The organism is Streptomyces sp. NPDC029216 (genome assembly GCF_040648015.1).
In the GTDB taxonomy this organism is placed as follows: Bacteria; Actinomycetota; Actinomycetes; order Streptomycetales; family Streptomycetaceae; genus Streptomyces.
The window spans coordinates 1-21,428 of sequence record NZ_JBEZWL010000095.1; the positions used below are offsets into that span (position 1 = coordinate 1).

Here is a 21,428-nt window from a genome sequence, read left to right on the forward strand (position 1 = left end):
GCCACCCCGGGGAGGTCCCCGGGGTGGCCCCGTTTCCGTGTCCGACGCCCGGAAGGGCCTGGTCGGCTAGTCCGCGTACGTCTCCCCGCGCTCGGCCTTCTCGACCAGGGAGGCCGGCGGGGTGAAGCGCTCGCCGTAGGCGGCGGCGAGCTCGCGGGCGCGGGCCACGAAGCCGGGCAGGCCGCCCTCGTAGCCGTTGATGTACTGGATCACGCCACCGGTCCAGGCCGGAAAGCCGATGCCCATGATGGAGCCGATGTTGGCGTCGGCGATGGAGGTGAGCACGCCCTCGTCCAGGCAGCGGACGGTGTCCACGGCTTCGGCGAAGAGCATGCGCTCCTTCATGTCCTCGAAGGGGATCTGCTCGGCGTCCTGCTTGCCGAAGTGCTCGCGCAGGCCCGGCCAGATGCGGGTGCGCTTGCCGGACTCGTCGTACTCGTAGAAGCCGGCGCCGCCGCTGCGGCCGGGGCGGCCGAACTCGTCGACCATGCGGTCGATGACCGTGTCGGCCGGGTGCTCGGTCCACGCGCGGCCCTCGGCCTCGAAGGCCTTGCGGGTCTCGTTGCGGATCTTGCGCGGGAGGGTGAGGGTGAGCTCGTCCATCAGGGAGAGCACCTTGGCCGGGTAGCCGGCCTGGGCGGCGGCCTGTTCGATCGAGGCGGGCTCGACGCCCTCGCCGACCATCGCGACGCCCTCGTTGATGAACTGGCCGATGACGCGCGAGGTGAAGAAGCCGCGCGAGTCGTTGACCACGATGGGGGTCTTGTTGATCTGGCGGACCAGGTCGAAGGCGCGGGCGATGGCCTCGTCGCCGGTGCGCTCGCCCTTGATGATCTCCACCAGCGGCATCTTGTCGACGGGCGAGAAGAAGTGCAGGCCGATGAAGTCGGCGGGGCGCGCCACCCCTTCCGCGAGCCCGGTGATGGGCAGGGTGGAGGTGTTGGAGCAGAGCAGCGCGTCGGGGGCGACGACGTCCTGGATCTCCTGGAACACCTTGTGCTTGAGGCTGGTGTCCTCGAAGACGGCCTCGATGACGGCGTCGCAGCCCGCGAGGTCGGCGGCTTCGGCGGTGGGGGTGATCCGGGCCAGCAGCTCGGCGCGCTTGGCCTCGGTGGTGCGGCCCTTGGCGAGTGCCTTGTCGAGCAGCTTCTCGGAGTAGGCCTTGCCCTTGGCGGCGGCCTCGGGGGTGACGTCCTTGAGGACCACCTCGATGCCCGCGCGGGCGCAGGAGTAGGCGATGCCGGCGCCCATCATGCCGGCGCCGAGGACGGCCACCTTGCGGACCTTGCGCGGCTCGACGCCCTGGGGGCGGCTGCGGCCGGCGTTGACGGCCTGGAGGTCGAAGAAGAACGCCTGGATCATGTTCTTCGCGGTCTGGCCGGTGACCAGCTCGGTGAAGTAGCGGGCCTCGATGGTCAGCGCGGTCTCGAAGTCCACCTGGGTGCCCTCGACGGCGCAGGCCAGGATGTTGCGGGGCGCCGGGTAGGGGGCGCCGTTCAGCTGCTTCTTGAGGTTGGCGGGGAAGGCCGGCAGGTTGGCGGCGAAACGCGGGTTGGACGGCGTACCGCCGGGGATCTTGTAGCCGGGGACGTCCCAGGGCTGCTTCGACTCGGGGTTCGCGTCGATGAAGGCGCGGGCCTTGGCGAGCATCTCCTCGGGGGTGGCGGCCAGTTCGTGGACGAGGCCGTTGTCGAGGGCGCGCTGCGGGTTGTACTGGGTGCCCTGGAGCAGGACCTTGAGGAGGGCGTCGGCGATGCCCATCAGGCGCACGGTGCGGGTGACGCCGCCGCCGGCCGGGAGCAGGCCGAGGGTGACCTCGGGCAGGCCGATCTTGGAGCCGGGGGCGTCGAGGGCGACGCGGTGGTGGGAGGCGAGGCAGATCTCGTAACCGCCGCCGAGGGCCGCGCCGTTGATGGCGGCCACGACGGGCTTGCCGAGGGTCTCGATGCGGCGCAGGGAGCGCTTGATCGCGGTGCCGGTGTCGAAGGCGAGCTGGGCGTGCTCGGGGCGCAGCCCGATCATGTCCTTGAGGTCGCCGCCCGCGAAGAAGGTCTTCTTGGCGGAGGTGTAGATGATGCCGCGGATGGAGTCCTTCTCGGCCTCGGCGCGGTCGGCGACGGCCGCGATGGAGTCCTTGAAGGCCTGGTTCATCGTGTTGGCGGACTGGTTGGGGTCGTCGAGGACCAGGGTGACGACGCCGGTCTCGTCCTGTTCCCAGCGGATCGTGGTGGACTCGCTCATGTTCGCTACTTCCGTGTCAGAGGTGGGATCAGGGATCAGGACGGATCAGACGCGCTCGACGATGGTGGCGACGCCCATGCCGCCGCCGACGCAGAGGGTGACGAGGCCGTAGCGCTTGTCCTGGCGCTCCAGTTCGTCGACGACGGTGCCGAGCAGCATGGCGCCGGTGGCGCCGAGCGGGTGGCCGAGGGCGATGGCGCCGCCGTTGACGTTGACCTTGTCGAGGGAGACGCCCATGTCCTTGACGAAGCGCAGGACGACGCCGGCGAAGGCCTCGTTCATCTCGATAAGGTCGATGTCGTCGATGGTCAGGCCGGCCTTGGCGAGGGCCTTGCGGGTGGCGGGGGCGGGGCCGGTGAGCATGATGGTGGGTTCGGAGCCGGAGACGGCGGCCGAGACGATGCGGGCGCGGGGGCGCAGGCCGTTGCGTTCGCCGGCCTCGCGGGTGCCGATGGCGACGAGGGAGGCTCCGTCGACGATGCCGGAGGAGTTGCCGGCGTGGTGGACGTGGTCGATCTTCTCGATCCAGTGGTACTTCTGCAGGGCGACGGCGTCGAAGCCGCCGAGGTCGCCGATGTCGGCGAAGGAGGGCTTGAGCTTCGCGAGGGTGTCGGCGGTGGTGCCGGGGCGGACGAACTCGTCGTGGTCCAGGACGACCAGGCCGTTGCGGTCGGTGACCGGGACGACGGAGCCGGCGAAGCGGCCCTCCTTGATGGCGGTCGCGGCCCGCTCCTGGGAGAGGGCGGCGTACTCGTCGACGTCGCGCCGGGTGAATCCCTCGATGGTGGCGATCAGGTCGGCGCCGATGCCCTGGGGGACGAAACCGGTGTCCCAGTTGGTCATGGGGTCGGCGAACCAGGCGCCGCCGTCGGAGGCCATGGGGACGCGGGACATGGACTCGACGCCGCCCGCGAGGACGAGGTCCTCCCAGCCGGAGCGGACCTTGGCGGCGGCGAGGTTGACGGCTTCCAGGCCGGAGGCACAGAAGCGGTTCTCCTGGACGCCGGCGACGGTGTCGGGGAGGCCGGCGGCGATGGCCGCGATACGGGCGATGTCGGAGCCCTGGTCGCCGACCGGGCCGACGACGCCGAGCACGATGTCGTCGATGGTGGCGGGGTCGAGGCCGGCGTTGCGCTCGCGCAGGGCGTGGATGAGGCCGGTGACCAGGTCGATGGGCTTGGTGCCGTGCAGGGCTCCGTTGGCCTTGCCGCGCCCGCGCGGGGTGCGGATCGCGTCGTACACGTACGCTTCGGTGCTCACAGGTCTTGCCTTTCGGGGAGGTCCGGCGGAAGTCGGGGAGGGGCGGGGCGTCAGCCGAGGAGGGAGCGGCCGATGATCTCCTTCATGATCTCGGTCGTGCCCCCGTAGATGGTCTGGATGCGGCCGTCGGTGAAGGCCCGCGCCACCCGGTACTCGGTCATGTAGCCGTAGCCGCCGTGCAGTTGGAGGCAGCGGTCGGCGACCCGCTTCTGGAGTTCGGTGGCCCACCACTTGGCCATGGAGGCGTGGACGTGGTCCAGTTCTCCGTTGGCGTGGTCGGTGATGCAGCGGTCGAGGAAGGTACGGGTGACCGCGCATTCGGTGGCCATCTCGGCGATCTCGAAGCGGATGTGCTGGAGCTTGGCCAGCGGGCGGCCGAAGGCCTCGCGCTCCTTGACGTACCGGGTGGTGATCTCCAGGAGGTGTTCGGCGGCCGCGATGGCGGCCATGGCGATGCCCATCCGCTCCTGCGCGAGGTTGGTCATCAGGTGGACGAAGGCGCCGTTGAGCTCGCCGAGGAGGTTCTCCTTGGGGACGCGTACGTCGTTGAAGAAGAGTTCGGCGGTGTCCTGGGACTTCTGGCCGATCTTGTCGAGGTTGCGGCCGCGTTCGAAGCCCTCGGTGCCGCGCTCGACGACCAGCAGCGACAGGCCGTGCGCCCCGCCCTCGGGGGTGGTCCTGGCGACGACGATCACCAGGTCGGCGAGGATGCCGTTGGAGATGAAGGTCTTGGAGCCGTTGAGCAGCCAGTGGTCGCCGCGGTCCTCGGCGCTGGTGCGGATGCCCTGGAGGTCGGAGCCGGCGCCGGGCTCGGTCATCGCGATGGCGGTGATGGTCTCGCCCGAGCAGAAGCCGGGCAGCCAGCGGCGCTTCTGCTCCTCGGTGCCCAGGGAGGTCAGGTACGGCCCGATGATGTCGTTGTGCAGGCCGATCGCCAGGCCCGGGGCGCCGGCGCGGGTGAACTCCTCGGCGAGGACGGCCGCGTAGCGGAAGTCGGGGTTGCCCCCGCCCCCGTACTCCTCCGGGACGGCCAGGCCCAGCAATCCCTGCCGGCCGGCGGCCCGCCAGGCCTCGCGGCTGACGATGCCGTCCTTCTCCCACTGCTCGTAGTGCGGCAGCACCTCCTTGTCGAGGAAGGTGCGGACGGTCTGGCGGAACGCCTCGTGGTCGGCGTCGTAGATGCGGCGTTGCATCGGGGCCCCCTAGAGCCAGCTCTTGACGGTTTCGATCAGCCGGGCCGGCTCGGGGCCGACGGGTGTGACGTTGAGCATGGTGACGCCGGCCTCCCGGAAGGCCTCGACGCGCTCGCGTACGTAACCCTCGGGCCCGCAGAGGGTCATGAGCTCGCAGAACTCGTCGGGGACGGCGGCCGCGGCGTCGCGCTTGCGGCCGGAGAGGTAGAGCTCCTGGATCCTGCGGGCCTCCTCCTCGTACCCGTAGGCGACGGCGAGGTCGTTGTAGAAGTTCCGGCCGGGCGCGCCCATCCCCCCGACGTACAGGGCGATCTGGGGACGCGCCAGGTCGCGGGCCTTCGCCGCGTCCTCGCCGATGGCCAGCAGGCCGCCGGCGACGGTCTGCAGCGGGCCGAGTTCCGCCGGCCGCTTCGCCCCGCCCTCGGCGAGGGCGCCGCCCCAGACGGCGTGCGCCTTCTCGGGGATGAAGAGGGTGGGCAGCCAGCCGTCGGCGATCTCGGCGGTCAGGGCCACGTTGGCCGGGCCGAGGGAGGCGATGTAGACGGGGATCCGGTCGCGGACCGGGCGGGTGAGGATCTTCAGCGGTTTGCCGTGGCGGCCGCCGCGCTCGGGCGGCAGCGGCATGTCGGTGATGCCGTGGTGGTCGATGGTCTCGCGGCGCCAGATCCGCCGGCACAGCTCGACGGTCTCGCGGGTGCGGCCGAGCGGCTTGTCGTACGGCTTGCCGTGCCAGCCCTCGACGACCTGCGGGCCGGAGGCGCCGAGGCCGAGCAGCGCCCGGCCGCCCGATACCGCGTCCAGTCCGGCGGCGGTCTGGGCGATGAGGGCGGGGGTGCGGGAGTAGACGTTGACGATGGCCGAGCCGATCTTCATCCGCTCGGTGCGCGCCGCGAGGTATCCCATGATCGTCGGGGAGTCGAAGCCCCACGCCTCGGCGACCCAGACGGCGTCGAGGCCCGCCGACTCCAGCGCCGCGGCCTCGTCGGCGGCCCGGCGCGGGTCGCCCGCGTAGTCGAGCAGCATGGACAGTTCCATCAGGCGCCCTTCCCGGTCAGGCCCGGCACGTCCCAGTCGCGGGCCACGGATGCGGTGTCCGCCCCCGGCTGCGCCGGGCCGCTCGCGATGGCGGTGGGGGTGGCGGAGAAGCGGGGTGCGGGGGCGGGCTGGGTGATCCCGCCGAAGTCGGTGAAGGTGGAGCGGGCGGCGAGGTGCGGGTGGTGCGGGGCCTCGCCCAGGGAGAGCACCGGGGCCACGCAGGCGTCGGTGCCCTCGAAGACCTCCGTCCACTCGGCCCGGGTACGGGTGCGGAAGCGGGCGGCGACGCTCTCGCGCAGCTCGCCCCAGCGGGCCAGGTCCTTGCGGGCGGGGGCCTCGTCCGCGATGCCGAGCAGCTGGACGAAGGTGTCGTAGAACTGCTGCTCCAGCGCCCCGACGGCCATGTAGCCGCCGTCGGAGGTCGCGTAGGTGCCGTAGAAGGGGCAGCCACCGTCGAGGAGGTTGGCGCCGCGCCGGTCCTGCCAGCCGCCGGCCGCGACCATGCCGTGGATCATGGCGGTGAGGTGGGCGGTGCCGTCGACGATCGCGGCGTCGACGACCTGGCCGGTGCCGCCGGGGGTGCGGGCGTGCTGGAGGGCGGCGAGCACGCCGACGACCAGGTAGAGGGAGCCGCCCGCGTAGTCCCCGACCAGGTTGGCGGGGACGGCCGGGGGCTCGTCCGGGTTGCCGATCATGCCGAGGGCGCCGGTGACGGCGATGTACGCGATGTCGTGCCCGGCGGTGTGGGCGAGCGGGCCGTCCTGGCCCCAGCCGGTCATCCGCCCGTAGACCAGCTTCGGGTTGCGGGCGAGACAGTCCTCCGGGCCGACACCGAGCCGCTCGGCGACGCCGGGGCGGAAGCCCTCGATGAGTACGTCGGCCCGCTCCGCCAGCTCCAGCACCCGGGCGGGGCCGTCGGCGGACTTCAGGTCGACCAGTACGGAGCGCTTGTTGCGGTTGGTGACGTCGTAGGCCGGATCGATGGCGAGCCCGCCGCCGCCGGGCCGGTCGACGCGCACGACGTCGGCGCCGAGGTCGGCGAGGAGCATGGCGGCGAACGGGCCGGGCCCGATGCCCGCCAGTTCGACGACGCGCACCCCGGCGAGCGGGCCGGTCCCTGTCTTCGCCCCTGCCATCGAGCCCCCAGTGTCCCTGGTGCGTGTGTGACACAACTGATGTAACACCAGTGATGCTAGGAACGCGTTCCACTCAGCACAAGAGCAAGCGCTTAGCCGATTGGCTCAATGTCTCGCGTCGGGCTCCCGCAGCCTTCATCGAACCCTCCCACTTACCGCAGGTCACACCTGCCCGCACGGACAGTCGACTCCCACGCTAGCCTCAGCCACCGACACCAGCTGGGAGGAACGTTTCATGAGCGAGCACGTCCACCGGGACCGTCCGGGGCGGGACTTCGACCTCGTGCTCTTCGGCGCGACCGGGTTCGTCGGGACCCTGACCGCCGAGTACCTCGCCGTCCACGCCCCCGCCGGCTGCCGCTGGGCCCTGGCCGGCCGCGACACCGGCAAGCTGGAGCGGCTGCGCGAGCGGCTGGCCGCCCTGAACCCGGCCTGCGCCGGCCTGCCGCTGCTGCGCGCCGACGCCGCCGACACGGCGGCCGTGCGGGAACTGGCCGCCGGCACGCGGGTGCTGGCCACCACCGTCGGCCCGTACGTCTGGTACGGGGCGGAGCTGGTCGCGGCCTGCGCCGAGGCGGGCACCGACTACGTGGACCTCACCGGCGAGCCGGAGTTCGTCGACCGGATGTACGTCGCGCACGACGCGCGGGCCCGGGAGACGGGGGCGCGGCTGGTGCACGCGTGCGGGTTCGACTGCGTACCGGCCGACCTGGGGGCGTACTTCACGGTGGGCCTGCTGCCGGCCGGGGTGCCGCTGCGGGTGGACGGGTTCGTCCGGTCCGCCGCGCTGGCCTCCGGCGGCACCCTGGCCTCCGCCCTCACCGCGCTGGGCCGCGGCCCGCAGACCCTGGCCGCCGCGCGCGAGCGCAGGCTGTACCAGCCCCGGCTGCCGGGGCGCCGGGTGCGGGGGCCGGTGGGGGCGCCCCGGTTCAGCCGGGAGACCGGGACCTGGGCGCTGCCGCTGCCGACCCTGGACCCCCGGGTCGTGACCCGGTCGGCGGCCGCGCTGGAGCGCTACGGGCCCGACTTCCGCTACCGGCACTACGCCTCCGTGCGGCACCTGCCCGTCGCCCTGGGCGGGACGGCGGCGGTGGGCGCTGCGGCCGCGCTGGCACAGGTCCCGGCGGCCCGGCGGTGGCTGACGGCCCGTTGGGAACCGGGCCGCGGCCCGGACGCGGAGCGGCGCGCCCGCAGCTGGTTCACCGTCCGCTTCGTCGGGGAGGGTGGCGGCCGCCGCGTGTTCACCGAGGTGTCGGGCGGCGACCCGGGCTACGGGGAGACGGCGAAGATGCTGGCGGAGTCCGCGCTGTGCCTGGCGTACGACGCCCTTCCCGACACCGCCGGGCAGCTCACCACGGCGGTGGCGATGGGCGACGCCCTGACCGCCCGGCTCCAGAAGGCGGGCATCCGCTTCCGGGTGGCGGCGGAGCTCCGAGCTCGTTAGGGGGCCTGGTCGACGGGCTCGGGACGGTCCGACCCGACCTGCGCCACGGCGTTGGGCATGAATCCGGCGACGGCGGCGGCCTCGTCCGGGGTCAGCGTGAGGACACTGGAGATGACGACGAGCGCGTTCCCCACGCGGACGACGGTCGCGTCCGCGCGTTCCGTGCCGTCGGCTCCCGTCATGACCGTCGCCCGGACGACGAGGCTCTCGTCCCCGAGCCGGGGACCTTCGGCGACGGCGAAGGCGGCCGTGTCGGCGGGCTCCCCCGGCGCGTGCGGCAGCTCCACGCTCCGGCAGCGGTCCACCAGGGCACGCATGTCCTCCACCGCCCGGTGCGCGCCGCCGTCCGGGAACGAGTAGAGCTTCTCCATGCCGGGGATGACGCCGTTCCCGGCGGAGTGCCCGCCGCCGAACATCGCCGTCGCGGACGCGGACGCCGCCGACGTGCTCGCGTCCACGACGCTCTGCCCGTCCAGCAGCTCCGCGCAGGAGGCGGGCGTCGCCGAGGCGGCAGGGGCCCCCTTCGAGCTCTCGCGGCTCGGGGGTCCGGCCTTGGAGGTCCAGCCGCCCGGCAGGGCCGCGGGCAGCAGGTGCGTCCGCAGCTCGGCGGCCGACAGCGGTGCCGGCCGCGTTGCGGGCGGCGTTGCGGGCGGCGTTGCCGGAGCCGACGGGTGCGGCCCCGCCGGACGTGCGCACCCGACGGCCGACACCAGCAGCACGAGTCCGGCCGCCCACCGGATCCCGGAGCGGGTCATCTCCCGTCACCTGCCTCGCGCAGGGCGCGCCGGCACAGGGAGTCGGCGCGCCGGGTGGTCTCGGGGAGCCGGTAGCGGGGGCTCAGCGCGAGGGTGTGGGCGCAGGCGTTGTCCAGGGAGACGCGGTGGCCCACGGACACGTACACCGGCTTGATCCCGTGCTGGGTGCGCAGCGCCCGGCCGACGACGGCGCCGTCGGCGGCGAGCAGCGGCGAGGCCTCGCCGCGCGGGGCGCCGGGCTCCTCGTAGGTGAAGGTGAAGGGGTTCTTGGCGACCCCGATGCTCGGCAGCCCCGTCACCACCCCGAGGTGGCAGGCGAGGCCGAAGCCGCGCGGGTGGGCGAGGCCGTAGCCGTCGCAGACGACGAGGCCGGGGGTGACGGGGAGCGCCTCCAGGGCGGCGAGGACGGTCGGCAGCTCCCGGAAGGCGAGCAGGCCGGGCACGTAGGGGAAGCTGACGTGCCCGACGGCCGTGGACTCGGCGACGACGTCGAGGGTGGCGGCGTCGAGGACGACGGCGGCGGCCGCGACGAGGTCGCGCTCGTCGTCGTAGGCCACGTCGACTCCGGCGACGAGCCCGCTGCCGGGCTCGGGCCCGGGCTCGTCGAGGACGACGTGCTTGCGGAGTTCGTCCTGTATCGCCCGGGCCTCGGTCTCGTCGGCGGGGGTCTTCACACGTGTCATGGGGTGCGAGAGTAGCCTGGCGATCATGTTTGTCATGGAGCTCATGTACACCGCGCCCATCGAGGACGTCGAAGAGCAGATGGACGCGCACATCGCCTGGCTCGACGAGCACTACGCGTCGGGCGTCTTCCTCGCCTCGGGGCGCAAGGTTCCGCGCGAGGGAGGGGTCATCCTGGCCCGCGGGGTCTCGCGAGCCGAGGTCGAGACGATCGCGGCCGGGGATCCGTTCGTGGTGGCGGGGGTGTGCGCGTACCGGATCACGGAGTTCATCGCCACGAAGACCTCCTCGGACCTGGCCGCGGTCCGCGAGTCCCTTCCGCTGTAACGAAATCCAGCCCGCGCAGGGGGTACCTCCCAGCGGTAGCCGGGGAGTTCGAGCGCACGTACGGGGTCCGGGGCGGAGCCCCTGAGGAGCGGGCGGAGGGCCGGGAGGGACCGGCCCCGCGCAGCGGGACCGGGGCCGAGCGGTCAGCGGCTGCGCTCCAAGCGGGCCACGCGGCCCTTTTCACCCGCCGCCCAGCAGCCCCCGTCCCCCGCGCAGGCGACGGTGTCGAACGACCCCCCGTCCAGCCCCCGCCAGGTGCGTCCCGCGTCCAGTGTGACGTCCGTGCCCGCCGGGCCCACCGCCAGGGCCACCGTGCGCCCGTACGGGTACCAGGCCGCGCCCGAGCGGTACGCCGGCGGCGGGGTGGCGGCCTGGGTCCAGGTGCGGCCGGCGTCGGCGGAGCGGGCCGCGGCCCGCGGTGAGGCCTGGCCCGTGCGGTAGTCGCCGCCCACCGCCAGACCCGTCGTACGGTCGCGGAAGGCCAGGGCGAAGACCCCGCGCGCCGGGTCGCCGGCCGGGACGGTGGAGTCGGCGACCCGCCAGGTCAGGCCCCGGTCGGCGGAGTGCAGCACCCGCGCCGACGCCCCTCCGCCGGTGGCCAGCCAGACGTCGCGCGGCCCGGAGGCCACCAGGCACTGCCCGCTCGCGGCGAATCCGGCCTCGCCGGGCAGCGCCTGCGGCATGCCCGCGTCGGGCAGCACCCGCCAGGCGCGCCCGCCGTCGTCGGTGGCCAGGACCCGGAACCTCCCGTCCACCGGGTCGCTCACGGCCAGCCCGTGCCGGGAGTCGAAGAAGGTCAGGCAGTCGTAGAAGGCCCGCGGGTCGGGGTTGCGGAAGGTTTCGGTCCAGCTCGCGCCGCCGTCCTCGGTCCGCAGGATCCGCGAGGCCGCGCCCTCCCCGATGGACAGGGCCACCGCCCGCCGCGCGTCGAAGGCCTCGATGTCGCGCAGTTCCAGCCCCTCGGCGACCGCACCGGGCGGCGACACGTCCTGCCAGCTGCGGCCCCCGTCGCCGGTGCGCAGGACGGTGCCCTTGGAACCGGCCACCCAGGCCGTGGCGTGCCCGACGGCCGCCAGCCCGCGGAAGCGGACCCCCTGCGCGGCCGCCGGCCCGGTGTCCTTGAGGGCCCAGCCCGCTCGCCGTAAGCCGGAGGCGGAGAGGTCCGCCGCCCCGGTGTCCGCCTGCGCCGGCGCGGCCGCCACCGCCACCAGCAGAGCCGCCGCGCACATGCCAACTCCCAGAAGTCTCATGGCGCGGGAAGCTAACGCACCCGGATTTGACCGTCCAGGGTGCGTATCCGGCCGCGCGTTCCTACCGTGAGCCCATGGCCTCCATGGAGACGAACGAGCCGAAGGAACCGAAAGAGCCCAAGGCGTACGCGGGCGAGGGGATCACCGTCACCTACGACACCGGCCGGTGCCTGCACGCCGCCCGGTGCGTGGGCGGTCTGCCCGAGGTGTTCGACACCGGACGGCGCCCGTGGATCCAGCCGGACGGCGCCGCGCCCGAGCGGGTCGCCGAGGTGGTCCGGCGCTGCCCGTCCGGGGCGCTCCAGTACCGCTTGGCCGCGGGCCCGCCGGAGGAGCCGGACCGGCCGACCACCGTCGTACGGTCGCCCTTCGGCCAACTGTTCCTGCGGGGGGAACTGAGCGTGACCGTCCCGGGAGGAGGGGTCCGGGAGGAGACCAGGGCGGTGCTTTGCGCCTGTGGAGTGAGCGGTAACCAGCCTTATTGCGATCACTCCGGGGCCTGCGGGAAGGAGTGACGGTCCCTCTCCCACACCACCCGTCCGGTCACTCTGTGCGATCAGACGGGCGAGATCTGGCCAATCGGTGACGCAGCTCACGTCATCCGCCCTGCACGGATTTGCCGATTCCGGCGTCTATCCGGTTGCCGGGTTCCACCCCACAGCCCGGCAGCAGATCCGCTGCAAGGGAGCGAGCCTTGATCACTGTCATCGAGCAGGCCGTACAGGCACGACTGGTCGCCACCGCCCCGAAGGTCGAGACCGTCCCCGTCACCCTCTGCTACGACCGCTCGGATCCCTTCGCCGTCCGCATGGCGTTCCCCGCCCTCGCCACGCTGGAGGGCGTGGAGGTCTCGTGGACCTTCGCGCGCGAGCTGCTGATGTCCGGGATCCAGCACCCGGCCGGCTGCGGCGACGTCCGCGTGCGCCCGTACGACGGGGACCGGACCACGGTCGAGTTCCACGCGCCGGAGGGTGTGGCGATCGTGCTGATGACCACGGCCGAGATCCAGAGATTCCTGGAGCGTTCCCGCGAGCTCGTCCCGCCGGGGCTGGAGCACCGCTACCTGGACATGGACCACAGCCTGGACGAGCTGATGCGCGGCTCCTGCTGAGAGCGCTTTATTCGGTTGCGGGCGGCTCCGGCCGCCCGTAACTTCGTCAACGTTCCCCCGGCCACCGCCGGGAGGCGCCCCCACACCGCCGTCGAAACGGAGTAGGCCGTTGCTCTTCTGAGGTCCGAGACACCGACCACCACACCCACATCCTTGTGACAGTCGGCTGTCTCCCCGCGTTGCACGCACCAATCACGCAACCTGGAGGCCTCCATGAGTCATGCCCCTACTTTTGTCACCTGCTCCGCCCTCTCCTTCGACTGGCCCGACGGAACCCCCGCCTTCGAGGGGTTCCAGTGGACCGTCGGCCCCGGCCGCACCGGCCTGATCGGGCTCAACGGCTGCGGGAAGTCCACCCTGTTGAAGCTCGTCGCGGGCGTCCTGACCCCGTCCGACGGGCAGGTCTCCGTGGCCGGCACCATCGGCTACCTCCCCCAGGACGCCACCCTCGACACCGCGCTCCGCGTCGACGAGGCGCTCGGCATCCGCGCGGCCCGTACGGCCCTGCACGCCATCGAGGCGGGTGAGGCCACCGAGGCCAACTTCGCCGCCGTCGGCGACGACTGGGACGTGGAGGAGCGGGCCCTGGCCGTGCTCGACCAGCTCGGGCTCGCCCGGATCGGACTGGACCGCACCGTCGGCGAGCTGTCGGGCGGCGAGTGCGTCCTGCTGCGGCTGGCGGCCCTGCTGCTGGCCCGGCCGGACGTCCTGCTGCTCGACGAGCCCACCAACAACCTGGACCTGAGGGCCCGGCGCCGCCTGTACGCGGCCGTCGAGTCCTGGTCCGGGGTGATGATCCTGGTCAGCCACGACCGGGAGCTGCTGGAGCGGGTCGACCAGATCGCCGACCTGCGCGACGGTGAAGTCCGCTGGTACGGCGGGAACTACGGCGACTACGAGCGGATGCTCGCCGCCGAGCAGGAGTCGGCCGAGCGGATGGTCCGGGTCGCGGAGGCCGACGTACAGCGCCAGAAGCGCGAACTGGCCGAAGCGCATGTCAAGTTGGCCCGCCGCACGCGGTACGCGCAGAAGATGTACGACACCAAGCGCGAGCCGAAGATCGTGATGAACTCGCGCAAGCGCGCCGCCCAGGAGTCGGCGGGCAAGCACCGCACGATGCACGCCGAGAAGCTGGCGGACGCCCGCGAGCGCCTCGACCAGGCGGTGGAGGCGGTGCGCGACGACGCCGCGATCCGCATCCAGCTGCCCGCCACGCAGGTTCCGCCGGGCCGACGGGTGCTGACCCTCAGCGATCTGCGCCTGGCCCACGGGGCCGCGGTGGAGGGCGAGTGGGAGGTGCGCGGCCCGGAGCGGATCGCGCTGGTCGGCGCCAACGGCTCCGGCAAGACGACACTGCTGCGGACGGTCGCCGGACTGCTGCCGCCCGTGTCGGGCGAGGCGGTGACGCACGTCCAGGCGCGTTTCCTGCCGCAGCGGCTGGACGTCCTGGACGACGAGCGCTCGGTGGTGGAGAACGTGGCGCGGTTCGCGCCGCACGCCTCGAACAACCTGATCCGGGCGCGTCTCGCGCACTTCCTGTTCCGGGGCGCCCGGGCGGACCGGGCGGCCGGCACCCTCTCGGGCGGCGAGCGGTTCCGGGCGGCGCTCGCGGCGCTGCTGCTGGCGGAGCCGGCTCCGCAGCTGCTGATGCTGGACGAGCCGACGAACAACCTGGACCTTGCGAGCGTTCGCCAGCTCGGCGAGGCGCTGGAGTCGTACGAGGGCGCACTGCTGGTCGCGAGCCACGACGTGCCGTTCCTGGAGACGCTGGGGATCACCCGGTGGCTGCTGCTCGACCCCGAGCGGGGGCTGCGGGCGACCACGGCCGAGGAGGTCCGCGCCTCGCTCTGGCAGGACTGATCCCCGGGTCCCTCCCGGCACCCCCAGCCCCTTCGGCCGTCAAGGCCGGAGGGGCTGACCACCTTCTGGCGTGATTCTCGCCCTTGTGGAGGCCCCTGCCAGCCCCTCCAACTGCATAGATAACCGGATGTAGCCGGACAGAACCATGGCTGGGGCTTGGCGGGCCCTGATGTCGCACTTAACCTACGAGACCGTAGGCTACGGAACCGTAGGTAATTCGCTTTGCACCCAGGAGTACCCGTGACGATCACCTCTCCCCACCTCGGCAGCTCGGAGGCGTGGACCGACGCCAAGCTGCTGTACGCGCTGGAAGAGGTGGTCGAAAAGGAACTGAACCGCCATCTGAAGGTCACCAAGGACTGGATGCCCCACGAGTACGTCCCGTGGAGCGACGGCCGGAACTTCCCCGGCTTCTTCGAGGACGGCGAGGCCTGGGACCCGCAGCAGTCCAAGGTCACGGACATCGGCAAGATCGCGCTGGTCGTCAACCTGCTGACCGAGGACAACCTCCCCAGCTACCACCACGAGATCGCGACCCTGTTCGGCCGCAACGGCGCCTGGGGCACCTGGGTGCACCGCTGGACGGCCGAGGAGGGCCGTCACGGCATCGTGATGCGCGACTACCTGCTCGCCTCGCGCGCCGTGGACCCGGACAAGCTGGAAGCGTTCCGGATGCAGCACATGTCGGAGGGTTTCGAGTCCGACAACAGCCACTCGATGCTGCACTCGGTGGCGTACGTGGCCTTCCAGGAGCTCGCGACCCGCATTTCGCACCGCAACACCGGCCACCAGTCCGGTGACCCGGTCTGCGACCGCATGCTGGCCCGCATCGCGCAGGACGAGAACCTGCACATGATCTTCTACCGGAACCTTCTGGGCGCGGCCTTCGAGCTCGCCCCGGACCTGACGATGCAGGCCGTGCGCGACGTGGTCGTCAACTTCCGGATGCCCGGACACGGCATGCCCGGCTTCGAGCGGATGGCCGCGCAGATGGCGATCGGCGGGGTCTACAACCTGCGGATCCACCACGACGACGTGCTGAGCCCCGTGATCCGCTTCCTCAAGATCATGGACATCGACGGTCTGGGCCCGGAGGGGCAGAAGGCCCAGGAGGAGCTCGGGCTCTTCATGAACGGCCTGGACTCCGAGGCGCGCAAGTTCGACGAGCGGCTGGCCGCGCGCGCCGCGCGCATGGCGGCCCGCAAGGGCTGAGCCCCGCAGTCCGTCCCGCGAACCCCCGGTGGAGCCCCCGCTCCGCCGGGGGTTCGCGGCGTCCGGACCCGGGCGGCCGCGCCGTACGGTCCGCCGACCCGGACGGTCAGCCGCGCCGTACGGTCCGCCGCGCCGTGCGGTCAGCCGCGCCGGCGCAGGGCCAGCCGCTCCGTCTCCGAGAGCCCGCCCCAGACGCCGAAGCGCTCGTCGTTGGCGAGGGCGTACTCCAGGCACGCCGCCCGGCCCTCGCACGCCCCGCACAGCCGCTTCGCGTCCTGGAGGGAGGATCCGGGCTCCGGGAAGAAGAAGCTCGGGCCCGTCTGGGCGCACAGTGCGAGGTCGTACCAGGCGGGGGCGGTGGTGGTGTTCATCGACATGCGGCGATCCTGGAGGCGGGCGATGGACGTCCGATCAACGCCTGATCAACACCGGCCGACCGGCCGATAGGGTGAAGTGATGATCATTCGTTGAAGAAAGGCCTTGGCCCACACGGTGACCGAGTCACGACCCCACGCCCTGTTCTCCTTCGGCACGCTGAGGGACGAACGTGTCCAGACCGCCCTCTTCGGCCGGACCGTGCCCAGCTCCCCGGCCTCGCTGGTCGGCTACACGACCCGGCCCCTGAAGATCACCGACCCGGACGTGATCGCCGCCAGCGGCCTCGACGTCCACCTGACCCTGGAGTGCCGGCTCGGCTCCGTCGTCGAGGGAGCGGTCCTGCGCCTCACCGAGGAGGAGCTCGCCGCCGCCGACGCCTACGAGGTGGACGACTACGTCCGCCGGCGGGTGCTCCTCTCCTCCGGGGAGAGCGCCTGGGCCTACCTGGACGCGGACCCGCTGCGCTCGGCGGCGCGGATCGTGATCGTGGGCGACAGCATCGCCTACGGGCGCTGCGATCCGCAGGGCGGCTGGGCGGCCCGGCTCGCGGCCGGCCACATCGCGGAGAACGAGCTGGACCACCGGGTCTTCAACCTGGCCATCCCGGGCAGCACCCTGGCCGACGTGGCCGGGCAGACCCCCGCCCTCCTCGGCCCGCGCCGCCCGGACACCCTCCTGGTCGCCGCCGGCATCAACGACTCGGCCGTACCGCTCGCCGCCGGGCAGCCGTCCCCGGACGGCCTCGCGCACCTCGCGGACAGCCTCGCCGCCCTGTCCGCCGCGGCCCGGGACCACAACGCCCGCCTCGTCGTCCTCGGCCCCGCCTGGCTGGACGAATCCCGCACCGCCGACTACGAGGGCCTGCGCTTCACCGAGTCCCGCGCCCTGACCCTGCGCGAAACCCTGCGCACGTGGTGCACCGAGCACCACGTCGACTACCTCGACGCCTGGGAGCCCCTGCACGGCGCCCCGTCCCTCCTCACGGACGGCATCCACCCCACCCCGGAAGGCCACGAGGCCCTCTACCACCACCTCACGGCCGGCCTGCGCCGGTAACCGGGTCGGCCCGGGTGAGCTCGTCGTCCACCCAGGCGAAGGGCCTGCCTGCCGCCCGGGCCAGGAGGGGGCGGGGGCGGGAGGCGGCCATCTTCGCAGCCTATGGGGGTTCAGTGCTCGGGCTTCTCCTGTTTGGCGCGGCTCGGCTGGACGCGTTTGGGTTCGCCCGGCATCTTCGGGTAGTCCGGGGGGTACGGCATGTCGCCCAGGCCGTGGTCGCGTTCGTCGCGGGCGGCGAGCTCCAGGACCGGTTCCAGGCTGAAGGCGTGCTCGTCCATGTCGGCGTGCAGGTCGCCGAGTTCGGCGAAGCGGGCCGGCATCGTGACGATGTCGAAGTCGCGCGGCTCCGCGTCGTCCACCTCCTCCCAGCGCAGGGGCGCCGAGACCGGGGCGTGCGGGCGGGGGCGGACCGAGTAGGCGGAGGCGATGGTCCGGTCGCGGGCGGTCTGGTTGTAGTCGACGAAGATCCGCTCGCCGCGTTCCTCCTTCCACCAGGCCGTCGTGACCTTGCCCGGCATCCGCCGCTCCAGTTCCCGGCCCAGCGCGATGGCGCACCGGCGGACCTCGGTGAAGGTCCAGCGCGGCTCGATCGGCACGAAGACGTGCAGCCCGCGGCCGCCCGAGGTCTTGGGCCAGCCGCGCAGCCCCACCTCGTCCAGCAGGGCGCGCAGTTCGTGCGCCGCCGCCACCGCGTGGTGGTAGTCGGTGCCCGGCTGCGGGTCCAGGTCGATGCGCAGTTCGTCCGGCCGGTCGGTGTCCCCGCGGCGCACCGGCCAGGGATGGAAGGTGAGGCAGCCCAGGTTGGCGGCCCACAGGACGGCGGCCGGCTCGGTGGGGCAGATCTCGTCCGCGCTGCGGCCGCTGGGGAAGGCGATGTGGGCGGTCGGGATCCAGTCGGGCAGGTTCTTCGGGGCCCGCTTCTGGAAGAAGGACTCCCCCTCCACCCCGTCCGGGTAGCGCTCCAGGGTGGTGGGGCGGTCGCGCAGGGCGCGGGTGATCCCGTCGGCGACGGCCAGGTAGTACTCGGCGACGTCCCGCTTCGTGAGCCCGCGCTCCGGGAAGTACACCTTGTCCGGGCTGGACAGGCGTACCGCCCGCCCGCCCGCGACGAGCTCGATCGCACCACCCGCGCCAGCTCCCATGGGCGCCACGTTAGGCGGGCGCGGGCGGACGCGCACACCGAGCGGGCCCGGACGTACCACCGCAGAATCGAGGGCATGGATCTGCCGGTGATGCCGCCCGTGAAGCCGATGCTCGCCAAGTCCGTGGCGAAGATCCCGCCCGGCATGCAGTACGAGGCCAAGTGGGACGGCTTCCGGGCCATCGTCCACCGCGACGGGGACGAGGTCGAGGTCGGCAGCCGCACCGGCAAGAGCCTGAACCGGTACTTCCCCGAGCTGGTGGCGGCGCTGAAGGAGAACCTGCCGCCCCGCTGCGTCGTCGACGGGGAGATCGTGATCGTCCACGACGGGCGGCTCGACTTCGACCGGCTGACCGAACGGATCCACCCCGCCGCCTCCCGGGTGAGGCTGCTCGCCGAGACCACCCCGGCCAGCTTCGTCGCCTTCGATCTGCTCGCCCTCGGTGACGAGGCCCTCCTCGACACCCCGCTCGCCGACCGCCGCAGCGCCCTGGTCCGCGCACTCTCCACAGCCCGTCCCCCCGTGCACCTCGCGCCCGCGACCACCGACCCCGCGCTCGCGCGGGAGTGGTTCGAGCGGTTCGAAGGCGCCGGGCTGGACGGAGTCGTCGCGAAACCCCTCGACCTCCCCTACCGGCCCGACACCCGCCTGATGTTCAAGATCAAGCACGAGCGTACGGCCGACGTCGTCCTCGCCGGTTTCCGTTTCCACAAGAGCGGTCCGATCATCGGATCACTGCTCCTCGGCCTGTACGACGGCCACGGCGCGCTCCAGCACGTGGGGGTCTGCGCCGCCTTCCCCATGAAGCGCCGCGCCGAGCTCGTCGAGGAGCTCGAACCCCTGCGGATGCCGGACGCCGAGGGGCACCCCTGGGCGTCCTGGACCGAGGAGTCCGCCCACGAGAGCGCCCGGCTGCCCGGCGCCCAGAGCCGCTGGACGGGGAAGAAGGACCTGTCGTGGGTGCCGCTGCGCCCCGAGCGCGTCTGCGAGGTGAAGTACGACCACATGGAGGGCGACCGCTTCCGGCACACCGCGCAGTTCGTCCGCTGGCGGCCCGACCGGGAGCCGGAGAGCTGTACGTACGCGCAACTGGAGGAGGTCGTCGGCTACGACCTGGCCGAGGTACTGGGCACCGCGGGCTGAACGGCCCCGGCCCCCACCTCGGCCCCGGCCCCCACAGCGGGACCAGCACCGGCCGTGAGCCTCTCCCATTCCGGGCGGTCCGGTCCCATCGCGTTGGGGGTCCAGCCCGGCCGGTCCGCGAGCCAGCGCGCCACCCTCGCCCGGACCGCGGGGTCCGCGTAGGCCCGCCCGGGCGCTTCGGCCAGGTGCCGGACCCTGGCCCGTGCCCGCATCACCTCCGGATCCTCCAGCGCGCATTCGAACAGCGCGGCCGCCTCCCGCACCCGCTCCGCACGGCCGGGCCGGCCCGCCCCGGCCGGCCCGGCCCCACCCCCCAGGGTCGCCCCCGCCGCGGCCTCCTCCGCCCCGGCCGCGAGCCGCTCGCCGACGGCCGCGTCCGCGCCGACCTGGTAGTCGAACCAGGGCTTCAGCGTGCGCAGCGCCCAGGCGTGGTACCCGGCGGCGAAGCCGGGAGAGCCCGGGTCGAGGTGGGCCGTCCGGGCCACCCGGCCGGCCGCCCACAGCGCGAGCGAGGTCCCCTGGCCCAGGGTCGGGTTGGTGTGGGTGAGGGCGTCGCCGACCGGGACCATCCCGTTCACCACCGGGCCCCGCCCGTCGGCCGGCGGGCTCCACCGGTTGTCCAGGCCGGCGGTGGCCAGCACCCCCGAGAGCGGCTCGGCGCCGAGCCCCAGCCAGGCCGCGCCGGGCGGGAAGGTCCGGGCGGCGGCCTCGAAGACGGCCGGATCGCGCAGGGCGGCCCGGGTGGGGTCGCCGGTGTGCGCGAACACGGTCACGGCGAAGACCCCGTTGTCGGACGGGAAGACGGCGCAGCCCGCGAAGGCCCCGCCGGTCACCGTCCAGGGCCGGCGGGGCCCCTCGTCCACGCCGTCGGGCAGCCGGTACCAGCGGCAGAAGTACGCGAGGCCCGTACGGTGCCGCTCGACGGTTCCCGGGCGGCAGCCGGCCGCGGCCAGCAGCGGGGCCGAGCCGCCGCGCCGGCCGGCCGCGTCCACCACGAGGTCGCCCGCGTAGGTGCCGCCCGGCGTACCCACCCCCGTGATCCGGGGCACCGGCCCCGCCGCCGGCCCCCCGGCCGTGGTCAGCGCGGTGACCGGCTGCCCGTAGCGCACCACCGCGCCCGGCTCCGCGCGCAGGGCGGTGGTCAGCGCGCTCTCCAGCACGATGCGCCGGGCCTGGAGCAGCACCAGGTCCTCGTCGCCGGGCAGCGCGGACGGCCGGACGTCGAACCAGTCCAGCTCGTGCCGCTCGCGGGCACCGAGCCGGAGCATCTCGGCGTACACGTCGGGCAGCTCGGTCCGGAGCACCGCACGGGCGGCGCCGAGCAGGACGTGCGGCTGGGCCGCCTGGGGGACGCCCGGCCGGTGCCAGTCGAAGAAGTCCCGGTCGAGGGCGGAGCCGGCGGCCCGGGGGTCCCGTTCGAAGACCTCCGCGGTGTGCCCCCTCCGGGCCGCGAGCAGGGCCGTCGCCAGCCCCGCCACCCCGCCGCCGATCACCAGCACATGTGCCATTGCGCGCCCCCGAACCGACGTACGTACGACGATCAGACCGACAGAGCCTGCACGCACGACCCCTGGCCGAAACTCGCACACCCGTCCGACGGGCCGACGGGCCCGCCCCCGCACCGGCCTGACACGCCGTCGGGCCGCAGCGCCGAATGGGACAATGGCCCGCGTGACGCACCGGAACCACGAAGCCACCGGGCCCCACCGGGCCGTCCCCCAGCCCAACGCCGTCGTCGGCGTCGGCCTGATCGTGCTCGGCCCCGACGGCCGGGTACTGCTCGGCCAGGCGCACGACGGGCGCTGGGAACTGCCCGGCGGCAAGGTCGACCCCACGGAGGGCTTCGAGCAGGCCGCCGCCCGCGAGCTCGCCGAGGAGACGTCCCTGCGCACCGCCCCCGGTGCCGTCGAGGTGCTGTCCGTCCAGATCTCCACCGCGGACACCGGCGTGACCCGGCTGACGGCGGCCGCCCTCACCCGCTCCGCCGAGGGCACTCCGGCCGTGACCGAGCCGCACAAGATCGCCCAGTGGCGCTGGTTCGCCCCGGAGGAGATCCCGGAGGCGCTCTACGGCCCCTCGGCGGGGGTCCTGCACGCCTGGCGCCCCGACCTCCCGGCCCTGCCCCGCGCCTCCTGGCACGACTACCCGGTCGACCGCCCGGCCGGCCGGGCCTGATCCGCAGGAAGCCGACCGGCCCTGATCCG

Annotated in this window: 20 protein-coding genes; 9 read left to right on the forward strand and 11 right to left on the reverse strand. The window is 73.3% G+C overall.

The window, feature by feature from the left end; genetic code table 11:
* Positions 1–66 precede the first annotated feature (66 nt).
* Genes AB0F18_RS27380 through AB0F18_RS27400 form a run of 5 tightly spaced genes read right to left on the reverse strand, consistent with a single transcriptional unit; the run spans position 67 to position 6,865 of the window.
* Positions 67–2,241, reverse strand: a complete 2,175-nt coding sequence (locus tag AB0F18_RS27380; RefSeq protein ID WP_362065210.1) for a 3-hydroxyacyl-CoA dehydrogenase NAD-binding domain-containing protein — start codon at positions 2,239–2,241, stop codon at positions 67–69.
* Between the two features lie 45 nt (positions 2,242–2,286).
* Positions 2,287–3,501, reverse strand: a complete 1,215-nt coding sequence (locus AB0F18_RS27385; RefSeq protein WP_362065213.1) for an acetyl-CoA C-acetyltransferase — start codon at positions 3,499–3,501, stop codon at positions 2,287–2,289.
* 50 nt (positions 3,502–3,551) lie between these two features.
* On the reverse strand, positions 3,552–4,694 hold the full coding sequence (locus tag AB0F18_RS27390; RefSeq protein ID WP_362065216.1) for an acyl-CoA dehydrogenase family protein: 1,143 nt from the start codon (positions 4,692–4,694) through the stop codon (positions 3,552–3,554).
* A 9-nt stretch (positions 4,695–4,703) separates the two neighbouring features.
* Positions 4,704–5,729 (reverse strand): LLM class F420-dependent oxidoreductase, encoded by a 1,026-nt coding sequence (locus tag AB0F18_RS27395; RefSeq protein WP_362065219.1) that lies wholly within the window; start codon positions 5,727–5,729, stop codon positions 4,704–4,706.
* Entirely contained in the window at positions 5,729–6,865 is a 1,137-nt protein-coding gene (locus tag AB0F18_RS27400; RefSeq protein WP_362065222.1) for a CaiB/BaiF CoA-transferase family protein, read from the reverse strand. The genes AB0F18_RS27395 and AB0F18_RS27400 overlap by 1 nt, the downstream gene beginning before the upstream one ends.
* Positions 6,866–7,100: 235 nt before the next feature.
* On the opposite strand from AB0F18_RS27400, the gene AB0F18_RS27405 reads away from it, so the two are divergent.
* On the forward strand, positions 7,101–8,309 hold the full coding sequence (locus AB0F18_RS27405; protein ID WP_362065225.1) for a saccharopine dehydrogenase NADP-binding domain-containing protein: 1,209 nt from the start codon (positions 7,101–7,103) through the stop codon (positions 8,307–8,309).
* Here AB0F18_RS27405 and AB0F18_RS27410 read toward each other — a convergent pair.
* The gene (locus AB0F18_RS27410) at positions 8,306–9,064 is read right to left on the reverse strand and encodes a hypothetical protein (protein ID WP_362065227.1); all 759 of its coding nucleotides are present in this window, start codon (positions 9,062–9,064) and stop codon (positions 8,306–8,308) included. The two genes, AB0F18_RS27405 and AB0F18_RS27410, sit on opposite strands and share 4 nt — an antisense overlap.
* Positions 9,061–9,747, reverse strand: a complete 687-nt coding sequence (locus AB0F18_RS27415; RefSeq protein ID WP_362065230.1) for an endonuclease V — start codon at positions 9,745–9,747, stop codon at positions 9,061–9,063. The genes AB0F18_RS27410 and AB0F18_RS27415 overlap by 4 nt, the downstream gene beginning before the upstream one ends.
* 25 nt (positions 9,748–9,772) lie before the next feature.
* Here AB0F18_RS27415 and AB0F18_RS27420 point away from each other — a divergent pair, with 25 nt between their 5' ends.
* Positions 9,773–10,072: a YciI family protein gene (locus tag AB0F18_RS27420; RefSeq protein ID WP_362065233.1), complete on the forward strand. Its 300-nt coding sequence runs from the start codon at positions 9,773–9,775 to the stop codon at positions 10,070–10,072.
* A gap of 143 nt (positions 10,073–10,215) precedes the next feature.
* Here AB0F18_RS27420 and AB0F18_RS27425 read toward each other — a convergent pair whose 3' ends face one another.
* Entirely contained in the window at positions 10,216–11,322 is a 1,107-nt protein-coding gene (locus AB0F18_RS27425) for an oxidoreductase (RefSeq protein ID WP_362065236.1), read from the reverse strand.
* Between the two features lie 74 nt (positions 11,323–11,396).
* Here AB0F18_RS27425 and AB0F18_RS27430 point away from each other — a divergent pair, with 74 nt between their 5' ends.
* From AB0F18_RS27430 to AB0F18_RS27445, 4 genes are all read left to right on the forward strand, one after another.
* On the forward strand, positions 11,397–11,837 hold the full coding sequence (locus tag AB0F18_RS27430) for a (4Fe-4S)-binding protein (protein WP_362065239.1): 441 nt from the start codon (positions 11,397–11,399) through the stop codon (positions 11,835–11,837).
* Positions 11,838–12,016: 179 nt separating this feature from the next.
* On the forward strand, positions 12,017–12,433 hold the full coding sequence (locus AB0F18_RS27435; protein ID WP_045947605.1) for an SsgA family sporulation/cell division regulator: 417 nt from the start codon (positions 12,017–12,019) through the stop codon (positions 12,431–12,433).
* A 213-nt stretch (positions 12,434–12,646) separates the two neighbouring features.
* Positions 12,647–14,293 (forward strand): ABC-F family ATP-binding cassette domain-containing protein, encoded by a 1,647-nt coding sequence (locus tag AB0F18_RS27440; protein ID WP_362065242.1) that lies wholly within the window; start codon positions 12,647–12,649, stop codon positions 14,291–14,293.
* Between the two features lie 240 nt (positions 14,294–14,533).
* Positions 14,534–15,505 carry an acyl-ACP desaturase gene (locus tag AB0F18_RS27445; RefSeq protein WP_362065245.1) on the forward strand — a complete coding sequence of 324 codons (972 nt, stop codon included), beginning with the start codon at positions 14,534–14,536 and terminating at the stop codon, positions 15,503–15,505.
* A gap of 140 nt (positions 15,506–15,645) precedes the next feature.
* Here AB0F18_RS27445 and AB0F18_RS27450 read toward each other — a convergent pair whose 3' ends face one another.
* The gene (locus AB0F18_RS27450) at positions 15,646–15,882 is read right to left on the reverse strand and encodes a WhiB family transcriptional regulator (RefSeq protein ID WP_362065248.1); all 237 of its coding nucleotides are present in this window, start codon (positions 15,880–15,882) and stop codon (positions 15,646–15,648) included.
* A gap of 115 nt (positions 15,883–15,997) precedes the next feature.
* On the opposite strand from AB0F18_RS27450, the gene AB0F18_RS27455 reads away from it, so the two are divergent.
* Entirely contained in the window at positions 15,998–16,939 is a 942-nt protein-coding gene (locus AB0F18_RS27455) for a GDSL-type esterase/lipase family protein (RefSeq protein WP_362065251.1), read from the forward strand.
* Positions 16,940–17,049: 110 nt separating this feature from the next.
* On the opposite strand, the gene ligD is transcribed toward AB0F18_RS27455, so the two are convergent.
* Positions 17,050–18,081 carry a non-homologous end-joining DNA ligase gene (gene ligD / locus AB0F18_RS27460; protein WP_362065254.1) on the reverse strand — a complete coding sequence of 344 codons (1,032 nt, stop codon included), beginning with the start codon at positions 18,079–18,081 and terminating at the stop codon, positions 17,050–17,052.
* A gap of 75 nt (positions 18,082–18,156) precedes the next feature.
* On the opposite strand from ligD, the gene AB0F18_RS27465 reads away from it, so the two are divergent.
* A complete protein-coding gene (locus AB0F18_RS27465) occupies positions 18,157–19,224 on the forward strand; it encodes an ATP-dependent DNA ligase (protein ID WP_362065257.1) in 1,068 nt (355 codons plus the stop codon).
* Here AB0F18_RS27465 and AB0F18_RS27470 read toward each other — a convergent pair.
* Positions 19,188–20,921, reverse strand: coding sequence for an FAD-dependent oxidoreductase (locus tag AB0F18_RS27470; RefSeq protein WP_362065260.1), 1,734 nt, complete (start codon positions 20,919–20,921; stop codon positions 19,188–19,190). The two genes, AB0F18_RS27465 and AB0F18_RS27470, sit on opposite strands and share 37 nt — an antisense overlap.
* Here AB0F18_RS27470 and AB0F18_RS27475 point away from each other — a divergent pair.
* Entirely contained in the window at positions 20,896–21,399 is a 504-nt protein-coding gene (locus AB0F18_RS27475; protein ID WP_362065263.1) for an NUDIX domain-containing protein, read from the forward strand. The two genes, AB0F18_RS27470 and AB0F18_RS27475, sit on opposite strands and share 26 nt — an antisense overlap.
* Positions 21,400–21,428 lie beyond the last annotated feature (29 nt).

Bases quoted from the DNA above. Each gene is read 5' to 3' on its own strand.
- AB0F18_RS27380 (WP_362065210.1), bottom strand. From the start codon at position 2,241: ATGAGCGAGTCCACCACGATCCGCTGGGAACAGGACGAGACCGGCGTC.
- AB0F18_RS27390 (WP_362065216.1), bottom strand. From the start codon at position 4,694: ATGCAACGCCGCATCTACGACGCCGACCACGAGGCGTTCCGCCAGACC.
- AB0F18_RS27395 (WP_362065219.1), bottom strand. From the start codon at position 5,729: ATGGAACTGTCCATGCTGCTCGACTACGCGGGCGACCCGCGCCGGGCC.
- AB0F18_RS27400 (WP_362065222.1), bottom strand. From the start codon at position 6,865: ATGGCAGGGGCGAAGACAGGGACCGGCCCGCTCGCCGGGGTGCGCGTC.
- AB0F18_RS27405 (WP_362065225.1), top strand. From the start codon at position 7,101: ATGAGCGAGCACGTCCACCGGGACCGTCCGGGGCGGGACTTCGACCTC.
- AB0F18_RS27410 (WP_362065227.1), bottom strand. From the start codon at position 9,064: ATGACCCGCTCCGGGATCCGGTGGGCGGCCGGACTCGTGCTGCTGGTG.
- AB0F18_RS27415 (WP_362065230.1), bottom strand. From the start codon at position 9,747: ATGACACGTGTGAAGACCCCCGCCGACGAGACCGAGGCCCGGGCGATA.
- AB0F18_RS27420 (WP_362065233.1), top strand. From the start codon at position 9,773: ATGTTTGTCATGGAGCTCATGTACACCGCGCCCATCGAGGACGTCGAA.
- AB0F18_RS27425 (WP_362065236.1), bottom strand. From the start codon at position 11,322: ATGAGACTTCTGGGAGTTGGCATGTGCGCGGCGGCTCTGCTGGTGGCG.
- AB0F18_RS27430 (WP_362065239.1), top strand. From the start codon at position 11,397: ATGGCCTCCATGGAGACGAACGAGCCGAAGGAACCGAAAGAGCCCAAG.
- AB0F18_RS27440 (WP_362065242.1), top strand. From the start codon at position 12,647: ATGAGTCATGCCCCTACTTTTGTCACCTGCTCCGCCCTCTCCTTCGAC.
- AB0F18_RS27450 (WP_362065248.1), bottom strand. From the start codon at position 15,882: ATGTCGATGAACACCACCACCGCCCCCGCCTGGTACGACCTCGCACTG.
- ligD (WP_362065254.1), bottom strand. From the start codon at position 18,081: ATGGGAGCTGGCGCGGGTGGTGCGATCGAGCTCGTCGCGGGCGGGCGG.
- AB0F18_RS27465 (WP_362065257.1), top strand. From the start codon at position 18,157: ATGGATCTGCCGGTGATGCCGCCCGTGAAGCCGATGCTCGCCAAGTCC.